The following is a 17,327-nucleotide window of genomic DNA, read 5'->3' on the forward strand; positions in this document are numbered from 1 at the left end:
CCCTGACGGGCCGCCGCTGCGCGGCGTTCAAATCTGCCCCAGGCAGATTTGTCGTCTTACTGCAGTAAGCTCCCGGGGATTAATGAGAGACATCCCTGTCTCTCACCAGAGGCAGCCAGGGACTGTTCAAAACGCGCTGCGTTTTGTCCTGCAACTCGAATTATTTAGGGTATAAAAGATTACAGATAAAAAAACCCGCCGCGGCGGGTTTCTGGACCGGGTTCGATTAATGTTCGAACATCGCTGAGATTGACTCTTCGTTGCTGATACGACGAATCGCTTCGGCCAGCATACCTGACAGGGTCAGGGTGCGGACGTTCGGCAGCGCTTTGATTTCGTCGGACAGCGGAATGGTGTCGCAAACCACCACCTCGTCAATCACCGAGTTGCGCAGGTTGTTTGCCGCATTGCCTGAGAAGATCGGATGGGTGGCATAGGCGAATACGCGCTTCGCGCCACGCTCTTTCAGCGCTTCCGCCGCTTTGCACAGCGTGCCGCCGGTGTCGATCATATCGTCAACCAGCACGCAGTCGCGGCCCGCCACGTCGCCGATGATGTGCATCACCTGGGAAACGTTAGCGCGCGGACGACGCTTGTCGATGATCGCCATATCGGTGTCGTTCAGCAGTTTGGCGATAGCGCGGGCGCGCACCACGCCGCCGATGTCCGGGGAAACCACGATCGGGTTGTCCAGATTCAGCTGCAGCATATCCTCCAGCAGAATCGGGCTACCGAATACGTTATCAACCGGCACGTCGAAGAAGCCCTGAATCTGTTCAGCGTGCAGGTCAACGGTCAGGACACGGTCAACGCCGACGCTGGAGAGGAAGTCAGCGACAACCTTTGCGGTAATCGGTACGCGGGCGGAGCGCACGCGACGATCCTGGCGCGCATAGCCAAAATAAGGGATAACGGCGGTGATACGACCTGCGGAAGCGCGGCGCAGGGCATCAACCATAACGACCAGCTCCATCAGGTTGTCGTTAGTGGGGGCACAAGTGGACTGGATGATGAAAATATCGCCACCGCGTACATTTTCGTTGATCTGTACGCTGACTTCACCGTCGCTAAAGCGACCTACGGCGGCGTCGCCGAGAGAAGTATACAGGCGGTTGGCAATACGTTGTGCCAGTTCCGGGGTGGCGTTACCAGCAAAAAGCTTCATATCAGGCACGAGAAGAACCTCAGGCATGCGTCCATTAGTGGAAAGAATCTGCCGAAAATTGTGCGGGCCGGGCAGGATTCCTCCAGGCGGTGTATTAACGAGCGCGATGCAACGTCTGGAACAAGGTGACGTTGTCACCGAAACTCAGCTTGCCCGACCGGGTCGCCATCACTCATGCTCCACGCGCGCAGGCGGCGTCTTATCACGCCGGGGGCACCAAAAGGCGGTACGCCCGGCGACTCACAGACTCGCCGACTTCCTGAAGCGTGAATGATTCAGACTAGCGCTCTATGGAGCGGGGAAAGGTTAACGCCTTTCGCCACAAATCCGTTGAGCCAGGCCGGGGCTTGCTCAAGCACCTGACGGGCCTGGGGTTCCGTATCAAATTCAGCAAAGACACAGGCCCCTGTACCGGTCAGGCGCGACGGCGCGTATTCTAACAGCCAGGAAAGCGCGGCATCAACCTCGCGAAAACGTTTTCTTGCGATAACCTCGCAATCATTACTGAATTCCCCCTTTAATAACGCCTCCGGCGACCTGACCGGCGTGCTGCGCGGCAGCTGCGGATCGTTAAAGATAAGCGGGGTGGGGATGCTCACCCCGGGATGCGCCACCAGATACCACTTCTCCGGCGGGCTGGCCGGGGAGAGCCGTTCGCCCACCCCTTCGGCAAAGGCCGCGCGGCCGCGCACGAAAACCGGTACGTCCGCCCCAAGAGTCAGGCCGAGCGTCGCCAGCTCGTCCTCGCTCAGGCCGCAGCCCCAGAGATGGTTGAGGGCCACCAGCACGGTGGCCGCGTTGGAGGAGCCGCCGCCGAGGCCGCCGCCCATCGGCAGGCGCTTCTCGACGCTGATGTCGGCACCGCTGCCGGCGGGCAGGCGACCGCTCCGGGCCGCCGCCGTCATCAGCAGGCGCGCGGCGCGAACGATCAGGTTATCTTCGTTCTCCACGCCCGCAACCGGGGTCAGCAGGCGAATTTCGCCGTCGCTTCGCGGCTCGATGGCCAGCGTGTCGCCATAGTCAAGAAACTGAAACAGCGTCTGCAGCGTGTGATAGCCATCGGCGCGTCGGCCGGTAATATAGAGAAACAGATTCAGCTTTGCCGGAGAGGGCCACCAGGTCTTCATTTCACAATCCAGTTATCCATTTTCAACTTAATGCGCCGCTCGCCGTCGGAAAGCTCCATGCTGGCGGGCATGGCGGGCTGCGTTTTGCTGTCATAAGCGCCGTAAACCACCTTCCAGTTTCTGCCGTTCTGGCCGTAGCGCACCTCGCTCAGGCGATACTGGTCGTCGAGGCGATAGTTGGTGGCGTTGCCCGGCAGGCCTAAAATCCACTGGCGCAGACTGTTCAGCGGAACCGGCATACCGGTCAGTTTGCCGATCATCTCTTCGGCGTCGTCGTCGACGTAGCGCTGGCCCTTATTATCCACCAACTGAACGTTGCCCGGGCGGGCGTTCAGCTCCAGCTCGGTGCTGCCCAGCGGGTTGGTCAGCAGCAGCCGGTAGCGGTCCTGGCCGGTCTGCTGCCAGAAAAAGCGGGCATAGACCTTATGCTCGTCGGAGAGAAAGGCGAAGGAACCGCGCGTCTGGTATTGATTCAGCTGACGCACCTCCTGCTGATGCTGACGCCACTGGGGGGAGTCCGGGCTTTTGCCTGGTCCCTTCGGCGCGTTGAGCGTACAGGCGGTGAGAGCCAGACAGGCCAGGGGGAGCAGGCGGAGCGGGCGTAAATCAGGCACGGTCATAATGAGGTCAAATCCTTGAGATAGGTTGTAGTTAGCTAGCGGTCCGAAAAACAGCCGCCGCCCGGCGAAGCAGGGCTATCGGTTGCTAATGCCACTCTCCCGCAGGGCCGCTGGCGACGCTCACGAACGGTTAAGGGACACAGCCTAATGCTAGCGTTGACGCGAAAGATCGTCTACGTTCTGGTTATCTTAATTTTTCTGCTAAGCCATTACGCCAAAAGGAGTCGCTCTCTTTTATTGGCCACGTGCATCCTGTATGATGCGGGCAGACTAACCATATCAACGCTGGTACTATTCCCGCAGACATGACCCTTTTAGCACTCGGAATCAATCATAAAACCGCCCCTGTGTCGCTGCGAGAGCGCGTAACGTTTTCGCCGGACACCCTCGATCGGGCGCTCGACAGCCTGCTGGCGCAGCCGATGGTGCAGGGCGGAGTGGTGCTGTCGACCTGCAACCGCACGGAGCTGTACCTCAGCGTTGAGGAGCAGGAAGATCTTCGGGAAGCGCTGATTCGCTGGCTGTGCGACTACCACAACCTCAACGAAGAGGAGCTGCGCGAGAGCCTCTACTGGCACCAGGACACCGAGGCCGTCAGCCATCTGATGCGCGTTGCCAGCGGCCTGGATTCCCTGGTGCTGGGCGAGCCGCAGATTCTGGGCCAGGTTAAGAAAGCCTTTGCCGATTCCAGTCGCGGACACCTCCGCGCCAGCGCCCTGGAACGGATGTTTCAGAAATCGTTCTCTGTCGCCAAGCGCGTGCGCACCGAAACCGACATCGGTGCCAGCGCCGTCTCCGTCGCCTTTGCCGCCTGTACCCTTGCCCGACAGATCTTTGAATCTCTCTCCACGGTCACCGTTCTGCTGGTGGGGGCCGGAGAAACCATCGAGCTGGTGGCGCGTCATCTGCGCGAGCATAAAGTACAGAAGATGATCATCGCCAACCGCACCCGGGAGCGCGCCCAGGCGCTGGCCGACGAGGTGGGGGCCGAGGTGATTTCGCTCAGCGATATCGACGCCCGCCTGCAGGACGCGGATATTATTATCAGCTCCACCGCCAGCCCGCTGCCGATTATCGGTAAAGGAATGGTGGAGCGGGCGCTGAAAGGCCGCCGCAATCAGCCGATGCTGCTGGTGGATATCGCCGTGCCGCGCGACGTGGAGCCGGAGGTCGGCAAGCTGGCGAACGCCTATCTTTACAGCGTTGACGATCTGCAGAGCATCATTTCGCACAACCTGGCCCAGCGCAAGGCGGCGGCGGCGGAAGCCGAAACCATTGTCGCGCAGGAGACCAGCGAATTTATGGCCTGGCTACGGGCCCGCAGCGCCAGCGAAACCATTCGCGAATACCGCAGCCAGTCCGGGCAGGTGCGGGATGAGCTGACCGCCAAAGCGCTGGCCTCCCTGCAACAGGGCGGCGACGCGCAGGCCATCCTGCAGGATCTGGCGTGGAAGCTGACCAACCGGCTGATCCACGCGCCAACCAAATCTCTTCAGCAGGCCGCCCGTGACGGGGATGACGAACGCCTGAGCATTCTGCGCGACAGCCTCGGGCTGGAGTAGCAGTCCCCCCTTATTTTTTATACGGTGAATTGACGCCTATGAAGCCCTCTATTGTTGCCAAACTGGAAGCCCTGCATGAACGCCATGAAGAAGTTCAGGCGCTGCTGGGCGATGCGGGAACTATCGCCGATCAGGAGCGTTTTCGCGCGCTGTCGCGGGAGTACGCGCAGTTAAGCGATATCACCCGCTGCTTTACGGAGTGGCGGCAGGTTCAGGACGATATCGACACGGCGCAGCTGATGCTCGACGATCCTGAAATGCGCGAGATGGCGCAGGAAGAACTGCAGGACGCAAAAGCGAAAAGTGAACGACTTGAACAGCAGCTGCAGGTGCTGCTGCTGCCGAAAGATCCCGACGACGAGCGCAATGCGTATCTCGAAGTGCGCGCCGGCACCGGCGGCGACGAGGCCGCGCTGTTTGCCGGCGATCTATTCCGCATGTACAGCCGCTATGCCGAAGCGCGTCGCTGGCGGGTGGAGATCGTGAGCATGAGCGAAGGCGAGCACGGCGGCTATAAAGAGATCATCGCTAAAATCAGCGGCGACGGGGTCTACGGCCGGCTGAAGTTTGAATCCGGCGGCCACCGCGTGCAGCGGGTTCCGGCAACGGAGTCCCAGGGGCGCATCCACACCTCCGCCTGTACCGTGGCAGTGATGCCGGAGCTGCCGGAGGCCGAGCTGCCGGACATCAACCCCGCCGATCTGCGTATTGACACTTTCCGATCTTCGGGAGCGGGTGGACAGCACGTTAATACCACCGACTCGGCCATTCGCATCACCCACCTGCCGACCGGTATCGTGGTGGAGTGCCAGGACGAGCGTTCACAGCACAAGAATAAAGCGAAAGCGCTGTCGGTGCTGGGGGCGCGTATTCACGCCGCCGAAACGGCAAAGCGCCAGCAGGCGGAAGCCTCCACCCGGCGCAACCTGCTGGGCAGCGGCGACCGCAGCGATCGCAATCGCACCTACAACTTTCCCCAGGGAAGGGTGACCGATCACCGTATCAACCTGACGCTCTACCGGCTGGATGAGGCGATGGAGGGGAAACTGGACATGCTTATCGAGCCGATTGTCCAGGAGTACCAGGCCGACCAGCTGGCGGCGCTCTCCGGGCAGGAATAATGGACTATCAGAGCTGGCTGCGCGACGCGGCGGAGCAGCTGCGGGACAGCGAAAGCCCGCGCCGCGACGCCGGGATCCTGCTTGAGTATGTCACCGGCAGGGCGCGCACCTTTATCCTCGCCTTCGGCGAAACGCCGCTGACCGCGGAGGAGCTTACGCGGCTGCAGGTGCTGCTGGCACGCCGTCAGCGGGGCGAGCCGGTGGCGCATCTGACCGGAGTGCGCGAATTCTGGTCGCTGCCGCTGTACGTTTCGCCGGCCACCCTGATCCCGCGCCCGGACACCGAGTGCCTGGTTGAACAGGCGCTGGCGCGTATGCCCGCCGGCCGCTGTCGGGTGCTCGATCTTGGCACAGGCAGCGGGGCGATAGCCCTCGCGCTGGCCAGCGAACGTCCGGACAGCGAAATCACCGCGGTGGACCGGATGCCGGACGCCGTGGCGCTGGCCGTCCGCAATGCCGAACGTCTCGCGATGGGCAACGTCCGCGTATTGCAGAGCGACTGGTTCAGCGCGCTGGCGGGCCAGCGCTTCGACATGATTGTCAGCAATCCGCCCTATATCGACGAAAACGATCCGCACCTGGCGCAGGGCGATGTACGCTTCGAGCCGCGCTCGGCGCTGGTGGCGGACGATGGCGGCATGGCGGATATCGTGCGGATTATCGATCGCTCGCCGCAGGCCCTGACTCCGGGCGGCTTTCTGCTGCTGGAGCACGGCTGGCGGCAGGGGGCGGCGGTAAGAGAGGCGTTTGTACAGGCGGGCTACTGCGACGTGGAAACCTGCCGCGACTACGGCGGCAATGAGCGAATCACGCTGGGGCGCATCGCCTGATGGACGCTTTTTCGCTTCTGCTTAACGTACATGTCGCCAGCGTGACGCTGAGTATCGGCCTGTTTGTGCTGCGCTATTTATGGCAGCTCTGCCGCCCGGCGCAGCCCCCCTCCCGCCTGACGCGCGCGCTGCCGCCGGTTATTGACAGCGTGCTGCTGCTCAGCGGCATCGGGTTAATGGTGAAAACGCACATCCTGCCGCTTACCGCGGAGGGGACATGGCTGACTGAGAAGTTGTTTGGAGTTATCATTTACGTCGTTTTGGGTTTTATTGCGCTCGACTACCGTCAAAAGCGCAGCCCGCAGGCACGCTTTATGGCCTTCCTGCTGGCGCTGGTGGTGCTGTACATCATCATTAAACTCGCCGCCACAAAGTTACCGTTACTGGGGTAAGCCATGAGGTCATTAGCTGATTTCGAATTTAATAAAGCGCCGCTGTGCGACGGAATAATCCTCGCCTCTGAGGCCATTCGCCTCGATTTTCCCGGACAGTTTGTCTGGGATGAACTGGAACGCCTGTTCAGCCTGGCGCAGGAAGAGATTAGCCCGCTGTTGTCGCAGGATGAGCGGCTGGAAAAGCTGCTGGCGCTTTTTTACGGCGAATGGGGCTTTACCGATACCCGCGGCGTTTATCGTCTCTCCGATGCGCTGTGGCTCGATCGGGTGCTGACGCTGCGCCAGGGCAGCGCGGTGTCGCTGGGTGCCATCCTGCTGTGGATCGCCAATCGTCTGGATCTGCCGCTGGTTCCTGTTATTTTTCCGACCCAGCTGATTCTGCGCATCGAGTCGGAGGAGGGGGAGATGTGGCTTATTAACCCCTTTAACGGCGAGACGCTGAACGAGCACACCCTCGAGGTGTGGCTGAAGGGCAACATCAGTCCGGTGGCCGAGCTGTTTAACGAAGATCTCGACGAAGCCGATAACGCCGAGGTGATCCGCAAGCTGCTCGATACGTTAAAGACCTCTCTGATGGAGGAGCAGCAGATGGAGCTGGCCCTGCGCGCCAGCGAAGCGCTGCTGCAGCTGAACCCGGAAGATCCTTATGAAATTCGCGATCGCGGGCTGATTTACGCGCAGCTGCAGTGCGAACACGTGGCGCTGACGGATTTAAGCTATTTCGTGGAGCAGTGCCCGGAAGATCCGATCAGCGAAATGATCCGCGCGCAGATTAACAACATCTCGCACAAGCAGATTGTGCTGCATTAATTAATCGATATTTTACTTACCGTTTAAGGCGATCCTATGAAACAAAAAGTGGTTAGCATTGGCGACATCAACGTGGCGAATGACCTGCCGTTTGTGCTGTTTGGTGGTATGAACGTGCTGGAATCCCGCGATCTGGCGATGCGCATTTGTGAGCACTACGTGACCGTTACCCAAAAGCTGGGTATCCCCTACGTGTTCAAGGCCTCCTTCGATAAAGCCAATCGCTCCTCTATTCACTCTTATCGCGGGCCGGGCCTGGAAGAGGGAATGAAAATTTTCCAGGAGTTGAAGCGCACCTTCGGCGTAAAAATCATTACTGACGTGCACGAGGCCAGCCAGGCGCAGCCGGTGGCCGGGGTGGTGGATGTGATTCAGCTTCCGGCCTTCCTGGCCCGCCAGACCGATCTGGTAGAGGCGATGGCGAAGACCGGCGCGGTAATTAACGTGAAAAAACCGCAGTTTGTCAGCCCGGGCCAGATGGGTAACATCGTGGATAAATTCCGCGAGGGCGGCAATGAAAAGGTTATTCTTTGCGATCGCGGGGCGAATTTTGGCTATGACAACCTGGTTGTCGACATGCTGGGCTTTAGCGTGATGAAAAAAGTTTCCGGCAATTCGCCGGTTATTTTCGACGTTACCCATGCGCTGCAGTGCCGCGACCCGTTCGGGGCTGCCTCCAGCGGTCGTCGCGGTCAGGTGACCGAGCTGGCGCGCGCCGGTATGGCGGTAGGGCTGGCGGGGCTGTTTATTGAAGCGCATCCGGATCCGGCCAACGCGAAGTGCGACGGCCCGTCCGCGCTGCCGCTGGATAAGCTGGAGCCGTTCCTCGTGCAGATGAAGGCGATTGACGATCTGGTGAAAAGCTTTGACGAGCTGAATACTGAAAACTAAGCGGGAGCGTTCAGCCCGCTGCCTCAGCGCCTGGCGGGCCGCTGAAACTTTATGCCGGACGGGGCGCAGGCCGCCGTCCGGCATTTTTTTGTCAGGCAAATATGGTCATCAGATAGGCGGCGAACAGCGCCAGGTGCGCCGCGCCGTTCAGCACGTTGGTGCGCCCGGTTGAGAAGGAGAGCTGACAGAGCATCAGCGAGGCGATCATCACCACCATTTCCGGTGCCTCCAGGGCGAAGATCAGCGTATTACCAGTCGCCCAGGCGATAAGCGTCACCACAGGCACCGTCAGGGAGATGGTGGCCAGCACCGAACCAAAGAAGAGGTTCATGGCGCGCTGTACCTGATTGCTCAGCACCGCCCTTAGCGCACCCAGCCCTTCCGGGGAGAGAATAAGCAGGGCCACGAGGAAGCCGGTAAAGGCCACCGGCGCGTTCAGCTCGCCCAGCAGCATCTCCAGCGGTGCGGCGTTCATCTTGGTCACCGCGATCACCGCAATGAGGTGCACGATCAGCCAGACCGCGTGCCACAGGTTGCTGTGCGCGGAAGGTTTGCCGTGGTGCGGATCGTCATCATCGCCATCGTCTTCATGCTCGTAAACAAACAGGCTCTGATGGGTTTTGGTCTGGATCAGCAGGAACACGCCGTACATGGCGGCGGAAATCAGCGCCACCAGCAGCGCCTGGCCGGTGGTGAAATTCGCGCCTGAGAGCGTCATCGGGAAGACCAGCACGATAATCGCCAGCGGGAACAGGGCGATCAGATACTGCTTGATGCCGAACAGGTTCATATGCTGAGTGGCAAACTTCCGGCCGCCGAGCAGCAGGGAAAAGCCTACCAGCCCGCCGGTGACAATCATAATGATGGAATAGAGGGTGTCGCGCATCAGGGTCGGCGCGGCGTCACCGGTGGCCATCAGTGCGGAAATCAGGCTGACCTCAAGGATCACCACCGAAAGGCTTAAAATTAATGAACCGTAGGGTTCGCCAAGCCGGTGGGCCAGTACATCCGCATGGCGCACCACGCTGAAGGCGCTGCTTAAGATGCCGACCAGAGCGAGAATATTAATGCCGATAACCGCTGGTAACGACGCGCTGTTGCCCCATAAAAACAGCACGACCAGCGCCAGCGCCGGGAAAATAAGGGAGGACTCCTTGTGGCGGGTTTTTACCGCCTCTTGCGTATGCGTCATTATTGTTCTCCATGTCCGCAGGTGTTGTAGACGCTCCCCCGCCTCAAAGCCAGGGCCTGCTCCGGCCTGAAAGAGCCGCAGCGCTGGTGAAAGGGGAGAATGTCATTATAAGTGGGTTAAAGATGGTGAAAAATAGCAGAAACCGCGCGATAACTGGCGTTTTTTTACTTAATTTTACCGGGTTACTGTTTTAACGGCCTGAAAAGCGAGAAAAAGACTTTCTGGGTAAGAGAGTGTTTAATTAACAAAAACTTATACCCGTCATACTTCAAGTTGCATGTGCGTTGGCTTCCTTGCTCACCCCGGTCACTTACTCCAGTAAGCTCCCGGGGACTCACTGCGTTTCCGCCTTCCTGCAACTTGAATTATTTAGGGTATATATTTGCATTAAAACAAAAGTCGCGGCGGGCTTGCGGGGGGAGGGATCGCCGACCACACTGTTTATTTAATCCGCAACAGGAGCCTGTTATGCCTTATTCAGCGAAAAGCGAACTGCCGGAAAATGTCCGTAGCGTGCTGCCTTCCCACGCGCAGGATATTTATAAAGAGGCGTTCAATAGCGCCTGGGACCAGTACAGCGATCCGGCGGACAGGCGTGAGAACGCCGGGCGGGAAGAGACCGCGCACAAGGTCGCCTGGGCGGCGGTAAAAAAGGCGTATCGGAAAGGTGATGATAAGTGGCATAAAAAAAGCTAGCGCCGTCCGGCGCATTGCTTTATCTGACGTTGCCCGCCCCTGCCGTACCCCCGGAAACGGGGCCGGGTCAGGCGGCGACATAGCTGATGGAGTGCTCCAGCGACTGGCTACGGCTGTCGATAACAATGTTCCAGACGCCGGTATAGGGAACCGTCAGCCACGCGCTGTGGCGATCCTGTACGCTCAGGGTATCGCACAGCGTCTCTTTACTCTGCGCCTGGTCGCTCATCAGATGGATGCGGCTGGGTGCAGAGCAGCGCACGATAACCGTATCTCCGCCAAACAGTGTCAGACTTGCTTTTACCAGTGCCATTTTTCCCCCGTTGTCAGGTGATGCGCTCCCTGCGGTAAGTCCTGTGTGTCGTTCAATTTTCACTCAGCGAATAACACCAAAGGGTTAAGCGGGGGATGCTGATTTTGATCAAAAAATGGCATGGCGGGTAAACAATTAAGATAATATTGCACTCGCCGCTGATTCGGACGCAGGAATGGTTGTTAACGCCGCGCCCGACCGCGCTGTTATCGGGTAATAACGGCTGGCAGCAGTGCATTTACCTGCCGGCGTCAGAAGGTCAGAACCTTATCCGCTGCCAGCGTCCACTGTGCCAGCTCGACCAGCGTACCGATTTCCACGCCGTCGATCAGGGGCAGACCGGCGATCCCACGGCCGTCGGCGCAGGTTTTGCATAGCTTCACCGGCACGTTCTGGGCGGTCAGGATCTCCAGCATCTGCTGGATGCTGTAGCCTTCGGCGGGCTTCTGGCCGCGCAGGCCGGCCGTTACGGCGTCAGACATCAGGAACAGCCGCAGATCGAGCTCGCCGTTCTGTTCGCGCAGGGCAATGGCCAGACGCAGGCTGTTAAATAAAGACTCACTACCGTACGCCGCGCCGTTGGCGATGATCACTATTTTTTGCATGTTGACTCCTTTATCCGCAGGGGAAGGAAGATTGTCGGCCGACGGCGGCCGCCGCACCGATCCGGGAGCGCAGGGACCACGGCTGACGCGCCGCAGCCGGAATATCCGCTTCGTCCGGCGTATATGCTACCGCGCAAACGCCCCGCATCCAATCGGCAGCGGGCCGGTGGCGCGTTTTTTATACACCATCGGGAGATATTCCTGAAAGCGTGAGAAAAAGCTGCAAAGCCGCTGAATCGGAGGTAAGGTTTACGCTCAGCGTATTTGATGTAAGAAGCTGCCGACGTTTTGAGCCATTTTGACCGTTACCTTATCTTCTTTTCGCTACTTTTACTGCCCGCCGGTGCGCTGGCAGAGGCGCAGCCTGCGCCCGCCCGCCAGACGACGATTGCCGGGCTGCCCGATCTGGGCGCGCCGTCGGAATCCGCCGATGGCGAAAAGCATCTCGCCGGAATGCTTAAGGCATTTGGCGAAGCGAGCATGAGCGACAGCCCGCTCCCCGCCGGTGAACGCGCCCGCCAGTTTGCGTTTGGCCGGGTGCGCGACGCGCTCAGCAGCCGGCTCAGCCAGCGGCTGGAGAGCTGGCTTTCGCCCTGGGGAAACGCCAGCGTCAGTCTGCAGGTCAATAAAGAAGGGAAATTTAACGGCAGCCGGGGCAGCTGGTTTATTCCGTGGCAGGACAGTCCGCGCCGTCTCACCTGGAGCCAGCTGGGGCTGACCCGCCAGGACGATGGCCTGGTCAGTAATCTGGGCATCGGCCAGCGCTGGGACTATGAGGGCTGGCTTTTGGGCTATAGCACCTTCTACGATAGTCTGCTCGATGAAAATCTGCAGCGCGCCGGGCTGGGGGCGGAGGCATGGGGGGAAAATCTGCGGTTCTCTGCCAACTATTACCAGCCGCTCGACGGCTGGCGCGAACAGACGTCCACCCGCCAGCAGCGAATGGCGCGGGGTTACGATGTAACCGCAGAGATGCGGATGCCGTTTTACCGGCAGATTAATACCAGCGTCAGCGTGGAGCACTACTTTGGCGACCGCGTCGATCTGTTTGACTCCGGCACCGGCTATCACGATCCGCTGGCGGTAAAGCTGGGGCTGAACTATACCCCGGTGCCGCTGGTGACGGTGACCGCCCAGCACAAGCAGGGGGAGAACGGCATCAGCCGCAATAAGGTGGGGTTGAACCTTAGCTACCGCTTTGGGGTGCCGTTAAAAAAACAGCTCTCGTCCGCCGAAGTGGCGGAGAGCAAAGCGCTGCGCGGCAGCCGCTACGACGCGCCGCAGCGCAGCAACCTGCCAACGTTCGAATATCGGCAGCGTAAAACCCTGAGCGTGTTTCTCGCCACCCCGCCGTGGGATCTGCAGCCGGGCGAGACGGTGGCGCTGAAGCTCCAGGTGCATAGCCTGTACGGCGTTCGTCGCCCCATCTGGCAGGGAGACACCCGGGCGCTCAGCCTGACCGCCGGTCGTGATGCCAACGGCATCGACGGCTGGACCATTATCATGCCCGCCTGGGATGGCAGGGAGGGGGCGACGAACCGCTGGCGGCTGTCGGTAATCATTGAGGATAATAAGGGGCAGCGCGTCTCATCCAATGCGATCACGCTGGCGCTGAGCGAACCGCTGATGGCGATGCCGGGTGACGATCCGCGCTGGAGGCTGCTCCCGGAGGAGTAATCAGAAGATGCGTTCCTGATGCACCCATACCGCCGCTTCAACGCGGGACTTGAGCTTCATTTTTTTCAGCATATGTTTGACGTGCACTTTCACGGTGCTTTCGGTGATATCGAGGCGTCGGGCGATCATTTTATTCGGCAGCCCCTGGGCAATCAGCTTCAGGATATCGCGCTCGCGCGGGGTCAGCTGGGTAACGTCGCGATCGGTGGTGGCGCGGTTGGCGCGCAGGCTGGCGGCCAGTACCGGGGTCAGGGCTTCGCTGAGCACCATTTCGCCTGCCGCCGCCTGCTGCAGGGATTTAAGCAGGTCTTCCGGCTCCATGTCCTTCAGCAGATAGCCGTCAGCGCCGCGCTTCAGCGCCGTCACCACGTCCTCCTCATGGTTGGAGACGCTGAATACCACAATGCGCCCGGAGAGGGTCTTCTCGCGCAGCTTGTCCAGCGTCTCCAGGCCGTTCATGCCGGGCATGTTGAGATCCAGCAGGATCAGATCGGGATCGAGGGCCTCCGCCAGTTCGATACCCTGCTCGCCGTTGCTGGCCTCGCCGACTACGCTGATGTCGGGGGCCATGCTGATCAGCTGTTTTACGCCGGTCCGCAGCATGGGATGATCGTCAATGAGCAAGATGGTGGCCGGTTCCTGATTATTCATGGGTATCTCCCTGGTTTTCGCTAAAGTTTGTTTCGGGAATAAATGTGACGACAACCTCTGTACCGCCCGCTTTGCGGCGGCGCACCTGGCAGCTGCCGCGCAGGCTCTGGGCGCGATCGCGCATGATGATCATGCCGTAGTGGTTGCTGCGTTCGGCGTTTTCCGGTACGCCGTGGCCGTTATCCTGTACCGTCAGTTTGATCTGTTTGCCGTTTTGTACCACAGCGACCACCACTTCGTCGGCCTGTGAGTGCTTAAGGGCATTGCTCAGCGCCTCGCGGGCGATCTGCAGCAGGTGAATCGCCTGATGCGTGGGGACCCGCCGCGGCGGCAGCTGGTAGTCCAGCTTCACCGGGAAGCCAAACCGGACGCTGTACTCCTGACAGCTGGCCTCCAGCGCCGGACGCAGGCCCGGCTCCGTCAGCTGTAGCCGGAAGGTGGTTAACAGCTCGCGCAGCTGCACCCAGGAGGTGTTCAGCTCATTGCGGATTTGGCTCAGCAGATCGCGACAGTTTTCCGGCAACTGCCCGCCCTGCATCTGCAGGCAGCTAACCTGCATCTTCATGCAGGAGAGCGATTGTGCAATAGAATCATGCAGTTCGCGCGCAATAGTTGCACGCTCTTCCATTACGATCAACTGCTGCTGGCGTTCCTGATGATGGTCCAGCGCCAGGGTGGCGGTAAGTTGTTCGACGAGGGTGTCCACCAGCTGCTGCTGATCGTGGCTGAGCTGGCGTCCGTAGGGCAGCGTCGCCAGCAGAATGCCGTACTGGGTATGAGCGTCGGTTAAACGCCACTTCAGTGTGGTGCCGCCGTCGATCTTCGGCAGCACGTCCCCCGGGCAGAGGCTGCAACCCTTGTCGTCACAGCTGAGATCGGTCTGGCAGGTAAACTCCTGATGGTTCTCTTCATCGTCAATGTCGTAGACCCGCAGCTCAATGTCGTGCAGCTGGGTTAAATTCTGCAGGCCATTGAGTACCGGGGAGAGCCGTTCGCACATGGGCACCTGGGAATGCAGCCGGCGGTTGGCCTGCCACAGGAAGGAGAGGATCTGATTTTTTTGCTCCAGCCCGGCGGTTTTCTCCCGCACCCGCTGCTCCAGTATCGCATAGCTTTCGGCCAGCTCTGCGGACATATTATTAAACGCCGTCCCCAGCGCCGCCATCTCGTTGCGCCCGCCAATCCGGGCGCGTTGGGTAAAGTCGCGCTGGCTGACGGCCCGGGCCATTGCCAGCAGCTGCTTCCACGGCTTCAGCAGACGCACCCGCAGCCAGACGATGGTAAACACCAGCAGCAGGGCCATAAAAATCGCCATCATCCGGTGCACCATCACCACCCGCGCAATGCGCATTTCGGTAGTGTGATCAAAGGCGGAAACCAGCCGATCCAGCCCCGCCGTGAAGTGGGCGACGTCGGCGGCGACGGCGCTGCGGTCACTGGCCTGCAGCAACCCCGGTGCCAGATGAGTGTGCCAGTAGTCCTGTAGCGTCTTCAGCTGTTGCTGCTGACCGTCGCGATTCGCCGCGCGGATCAGCTCAGGGCTGAAGGCGGTTTGCTCCATCTCCTTCAGCAGCCGGCGGCTGTCGTTATTCAGCGGCACCGCGGCCAGCAGTCGATAGCTCTGCATGCGCAGGGAGCCCGCCTTGTTGATGGCGTGGGCGCTACCCTGCACCCCCAGCACCAGCCAGCCGGAAACGGCCATGCCTGCCAGTCCGATGGCCGTAGAGAGCATGACGATAAGCGCCAGCTGGTTAACCAGCGTAAGCGGGGAGAGACAACGTTTAAACATAGGACGGCTTCCTTCTGGCACCCGGGTTGTGGCAACCTTGATAGCGATGACGATGCCGCCGCCCCTGGCGGCAATGGCGTTATTCTCGTTTATCGTCCGGAGTATACCCATACCTATAGCGAGTTACCTCTTAATTGCCGCCGGTGGCAGGAAAATACAGCCACCGTGAGATGCGGCCAGCAGCGCCGTGAAATACCACGTCTTTTTAGCCTTCAGGAACTACTCATTTGGGAGGATGATAAATTATTGGCATTAATAATGTCGACTTTTCCTTTGATTCATATCAACTTACCGGCGGCGGCAGACCCTAAGGTGGCAGCCATCAAATCAAGTGTCAGAGGTGTCTATGAGTCATTCATCCGCCCCGGAAAGGGCATCCGGGGCTGTTATCACGGAATGGCGGCCGGAAGATCCGGCATTCTGGGAACAGCGCGGTCGGCGTATCGCCAGCCGCAACCTGTGGATCTCCATTCCCTGCCTGCTGCTGGCGTTTTGCGTCTGGATGCTATTCAGCGCGGTGGCGGTTAATCTGCCGAAGGTAGGCTTTAATTTCTCAACCGATCAACTGTTTATGCTGACGGCGCTGCCGTCGGTCTCCGGCGCGCTGCTGCGCGTGCCTTACTCCTTTATGGTGCCGCTGTTCGGCGGACGGCGCTGGACCGCGTTAAGCACCGGCGTTCTGATTATTCCGTGCCTCTGGCTGGGCTTTGCGGTGCAGGATACCTCTACGCCGTTCAGTACCTTTATTATTATCTCCCTGCTGTGCGGTTTCGCCGGGGCGAACTTTGCCTCCAGTATGGCCAACATCAGCTTCTTCTTCCCGAAACAGAAGCAGGGCGGGGCGCTGGGTTTGAACGGCGGCCTCGGTAATATGGGCGTCAGCGTGATGCAGCTGGTTGCGCCGCTGGTGGTGTCGCTGTCTATTTTCGCCGCCTTCGGTAGCCAGGGCGTTGAACAGCCGGACGGCACTCAGCTTTACCTGGCCAACGCGGCGTGGATCTGGGTGCCGTTCCTCGCTATTTTCACCCTCGCGGCCTGGTTTGGCATGAACGAGCTGGCGACGTCAAAGGCCTCGCTCAGGGAGCAGCTGCCGGTGCTTAAGCGCGGGCATCTGTGGATCATGAGCCTGCTTTATCTGGCGACCTTCGGCTCCTTTATCGGCTTTTCCGCCGGCTTTGCGATGCTGTCGAAAACCCAGTTTCCGGACGTGCAGATCCTGCATTACGCCTTCTTCGGTCCGCTGGTCGGCGCGCTGGCGCGCTCGGCGGGCGGGGCGATCTCCGATCGCCTGGGCGGCACGCGGGTCACGTTGATCAACTTCGTGCTGATGGCGATTTTCAGCGGCCTGCTGTTCCTCACCCTGCCGGCGAACGGCGAGGGCGGTAGCTTTATCGCCTTTTTCGCGGTCTTCCTGGCACTGTTTTTGACCTCCGGGCTGGGCAGCGGCTCCACCTTCCAGATGATTTCGGTGATCTTCCGCAAGCTGACGATGGATCGGGTCAAAGCCGAGGGCGGTTCGGAAGAGAAGGCAATGCGTGAAGCGGCCACCGATACCGCGGCGGCGCTGGGCTTTATTTCGGCCATTGGCGCGATTGGCGGCTTCTTTATTCCCAAAGCGTTCGGCACCTCGCTGGCGCTGACCGGTTCGCCGGTGGGGGCCATGAAGGCGTTCCTGGTGTTCTATATTGCCTGCGTGGTAATTACCTGGCTGGTCTACGGACGGAAGATAAAAAAATAAAAATAGTTGTTTATTAACCCTTTTGCGCGGTCGATGGCCGCGCTTTTTTTTATCCCTGATTAGTTACAACATACTTACAGATTATGCGGCGCAGCGGGACGCCGCAGCCGGTGAGTAACCCCGTCAGGCAGGGCGGATACTCCTT

Annotated in this window: 17 protein-coding genes; 9 read left to right on the plus strand and 8 right to left on the minus strand. The window is 59.9% G+C overall.

The features are described 5' to 3' along the window. Positions 1–226: 226 nt before the first annotated feature. From prs to lolB, 3 genes are all read right to left on the minus strand, one after another. Complete coding sequence (gene prs / locus GJV78_RS08435; protein ID WP_167519463.1) at positions 227–1,174, minus strand: ribose-phosphate diphosphokinase; 948 nt, start codon at positions 1,172–1,174, stop codon at positions 227–229. A gap of 266 nt (positions 1,175–1,440) precedes the next feature. Beyond that, positions 1,441–2,292, minus strand: a complete 852-nt coding sequence (ispE, locus tag GJV78_RS08440) for a 4-(cytidine 5'-diphospho)-2-C-methyl-D-erythritol kinase (protein ID WP_155107911.1) — start codon at positions 2,290–2,292, stop codon at positions 1,441–1,443. Beyond that, positions 2,289–2,912 (minus strand): lipoprotein insertase outer membrane protein LolB, encoded by a 624-nt coding sequence (lolB, locus tag GJV78_RS08445; protein ID WP_155107912.1) that lies wholly within the window; start codon positions 2,910–2,912, stop codon positions 2,289–2,291. Before lolB ends, ispE begins: the two co-directional genes overlap by 4 nt. Before the next feature lie 305 nt (positions 2,913–3,217). Here lolB and hemA point away from each other — a divergent pair, with 305 nt between their 5' ends. From hemA to kdsA, 6 genes are read left to right on the plus strand one after another with little or no spacing between them, the layout of a single operon-like run. After that, positions 3,218–4,474 carry a glutamyl-tRNA reductase gene (gene hemA, locus GJV78_RS08450; RefSeq protein ID WP_155107913.1) on the plus strand — a complete coding sequence of 419 codons (1,257 nt, stop codon included), beginning with the start codon at positions 3,218–3,220 and terminating at the stop codon, positions 4,472–4,474. 38 nt (positions 4,475–4,512) lie between these two features. Beyond that, positions 4,513–5,595 carry a peptide chain release factor 1 gene (gene prfA / locus GJV78_RS08455; RefSeq protein WP_155107914.1) on the plus strand — a complete coding sequence of 361 codons (1,083 nt, stop codon included), beginning with the start codon at positions 4,513–4,515 and terminating at the stop codon, positions 5,593–5,595. Next, positions 5,595–6,425 carry a peptide chain release factor N(5)-glutamine methyltransferase gene (gene prmC / locus GJV78_RS08460; RefSeq protein ID WP_155107915.1) on the plus strand — a complete coding sequence of 277 codons (831 nt, stop codon included), beginning with the start codon at positions 5,595–5,597 and terminating at the stop codon, positions 6,423–6,425. Before prfA ends, prmC begins: the two co-directional genes overlap by 1 nt. Then, on the plus strand, positions 6,425–6,817 hold the full coding sequence (gene sirB2 / locus GJV78_RS08465) for an invasion regulator SirB2 (RefSeq protein ID WP_155107916.1): 393 nt from the start codon (positions 6,425–6,427) through the stop codon (positions 6,815–6,817). Before prmC ends, sirB2 begins: the two co-directional genes overlap by 1 nt. Positions 6,818–6,820: 3 nt before the next feature. After that, a complete protein-coding gene (sirB1, locus tag GJV78_RS08470) occupies positions 6,821–7,630 on the plus strand; it encodes an invasion regulator SirB1 (protein ID WP_155107917.1) in 810 nt (269 codons plus the stop codon). Between the two features lie 36 nt (positions 7,631–7,666). After that, positions 7,667–8,521, plus strand: a complete 855-nt coding sequence (gene kdsA / locus GJV78_RS08475; protein ID WP_155107918.1) for a 3-deoxy-8-phosphooctulonate synthase — start codon at positions 7,667–7,669, stop codon at positions 8,519–8,521. A gap of 91 nt (positions 8,522–8,612) precedes the next feature. Here kdsA and chaA read toward each other — a convergent pair whose 3' ends face one another. After that, positions 8,613–9,713: a sodium-potassium/proton antiporter ChaA gene (gene chaA, locus GJV78_RS08480; protein WP_155107919.1), complete on the minus strand. Its 1,101-nt coding sequence runs from the start codon at positions 9,711–9,713 to the stop codon at positions 8,613–8,615. Positions 9,714–10,181: 468 nt separating this feature from the next. On the opposite strand from chaA, the gene chaB reads away from it, so the two are divergent. Next, the gene (gene chaB / locus GJV78_RS08485) at positions 10,182–10,409 is read left to right on the plus strand and encodes a putative cation transport regulator ChaB (protein ID WP_155107920.1); all 228 of its coding nucleotides are present in this window, start codon (positions 10,182–10,184) and stop codon (positions 10,407–10,409) included. 67 nt (positions 10,410–10,476) lie between these two features. On the opposite strand, the gene GJV78_RS08490 is transcribed toward chaB, so the two are convergent. Next, the gene (locus GJV78_RS08490; protein ID WP_155107921.1) at positions 10,477–10,722 is read right to left on the minus strand and encodes a DUF1883 domain-containing protein; all 246 of its coding nucleotides are present in this window, start codon (positions 10,720–10,722) and stop codon (positions 10,477–10,479) included. A gap of 251 nt (positions 10,723–10,973) precedes the next feature. Beyond that, positions 10,974–11,327, minus strand: a complete 354-nt coding sequence (locus GJV78_RS08495; protein WP_155107922.1) for a DsrE/DsrF/TusD sulfur relay family protein — start codon at positions 11,325–11,327, stop codon at positions 10,974–10,976. 288 nt (positions 11,328–11,615) lie between these two features. Here GJV78_RS08495 and GJV78_RS08500 point away from each other — a divergent pair, with 288 nt between their 5' ends. Next, positions 11,616–13,004 (plus strand): YchO/YchP family invasin, encoded by a 1,389-nt coding sequence (locus GJV78_RS08500; protein WP_155107923.1) that lies wholly within the window; start codon positions 11,616–11,618, stop codon positions 13,002–13,004. Here the strand turns inward: GJV78_RS08500 and narL are convergent, their stop codons facing one another. Together narL and narX are read right to left on the minus strand one after the other, a co-directional pair. After that, complete coding sequence (gene narL, locus GJV78_RS08505; protein ID WP_155107924.1) at positions 13,005–13,655, minus strand: two-component system response regulator NarL; 651 nt, start codon at positions 13,653–13,655, stop codon at positions 13,005–13,007. After that, the gene (gene narX, locus GJV78_RS08510; RefSeq protein WP_155107925.1) at positions 13,648–15,444 is read right to left on the minus strand and encodes a nitrate/nitrite two-component system sensor histidine kinase NarX; all 1,797 of its coding nucleotides are present in this window, start codon (positions 15,442–15,444) and stop codon (positions 13,648–13,650) included. The genes narL and narX overlap by 8 nt, the downstream gene beginning before the upstream one ends. A 346-nt stretch (positions 15,445–15,790) precedes the next feature. Between narX and GJV78_RS08515 the strand changes: the two genes are divergently transcribed. Beyond that, positions 15,791–17,182, plus strand: a complete 1,392-nt coding sequence (locus GJV78_RS08515) for a NarK family nitrate/nitrite MFS transporter (protein WP_155107926.1) — start codon at positions 15,791–15,793, stop codon at positions 17,180–17,182. Positions 17,183–17,327 lie beyond the last annotated feature (145 nt).

Source organism: Intestinirhabdus alba, from assembly GCF_009711095.1.
GTDB lineage: Bacteria > Pseudomonadota > Gammaproteobacteria > Enterobacterales > Enterobacteriaceae > Intestinirhabdus > Intestinirhabdus alba.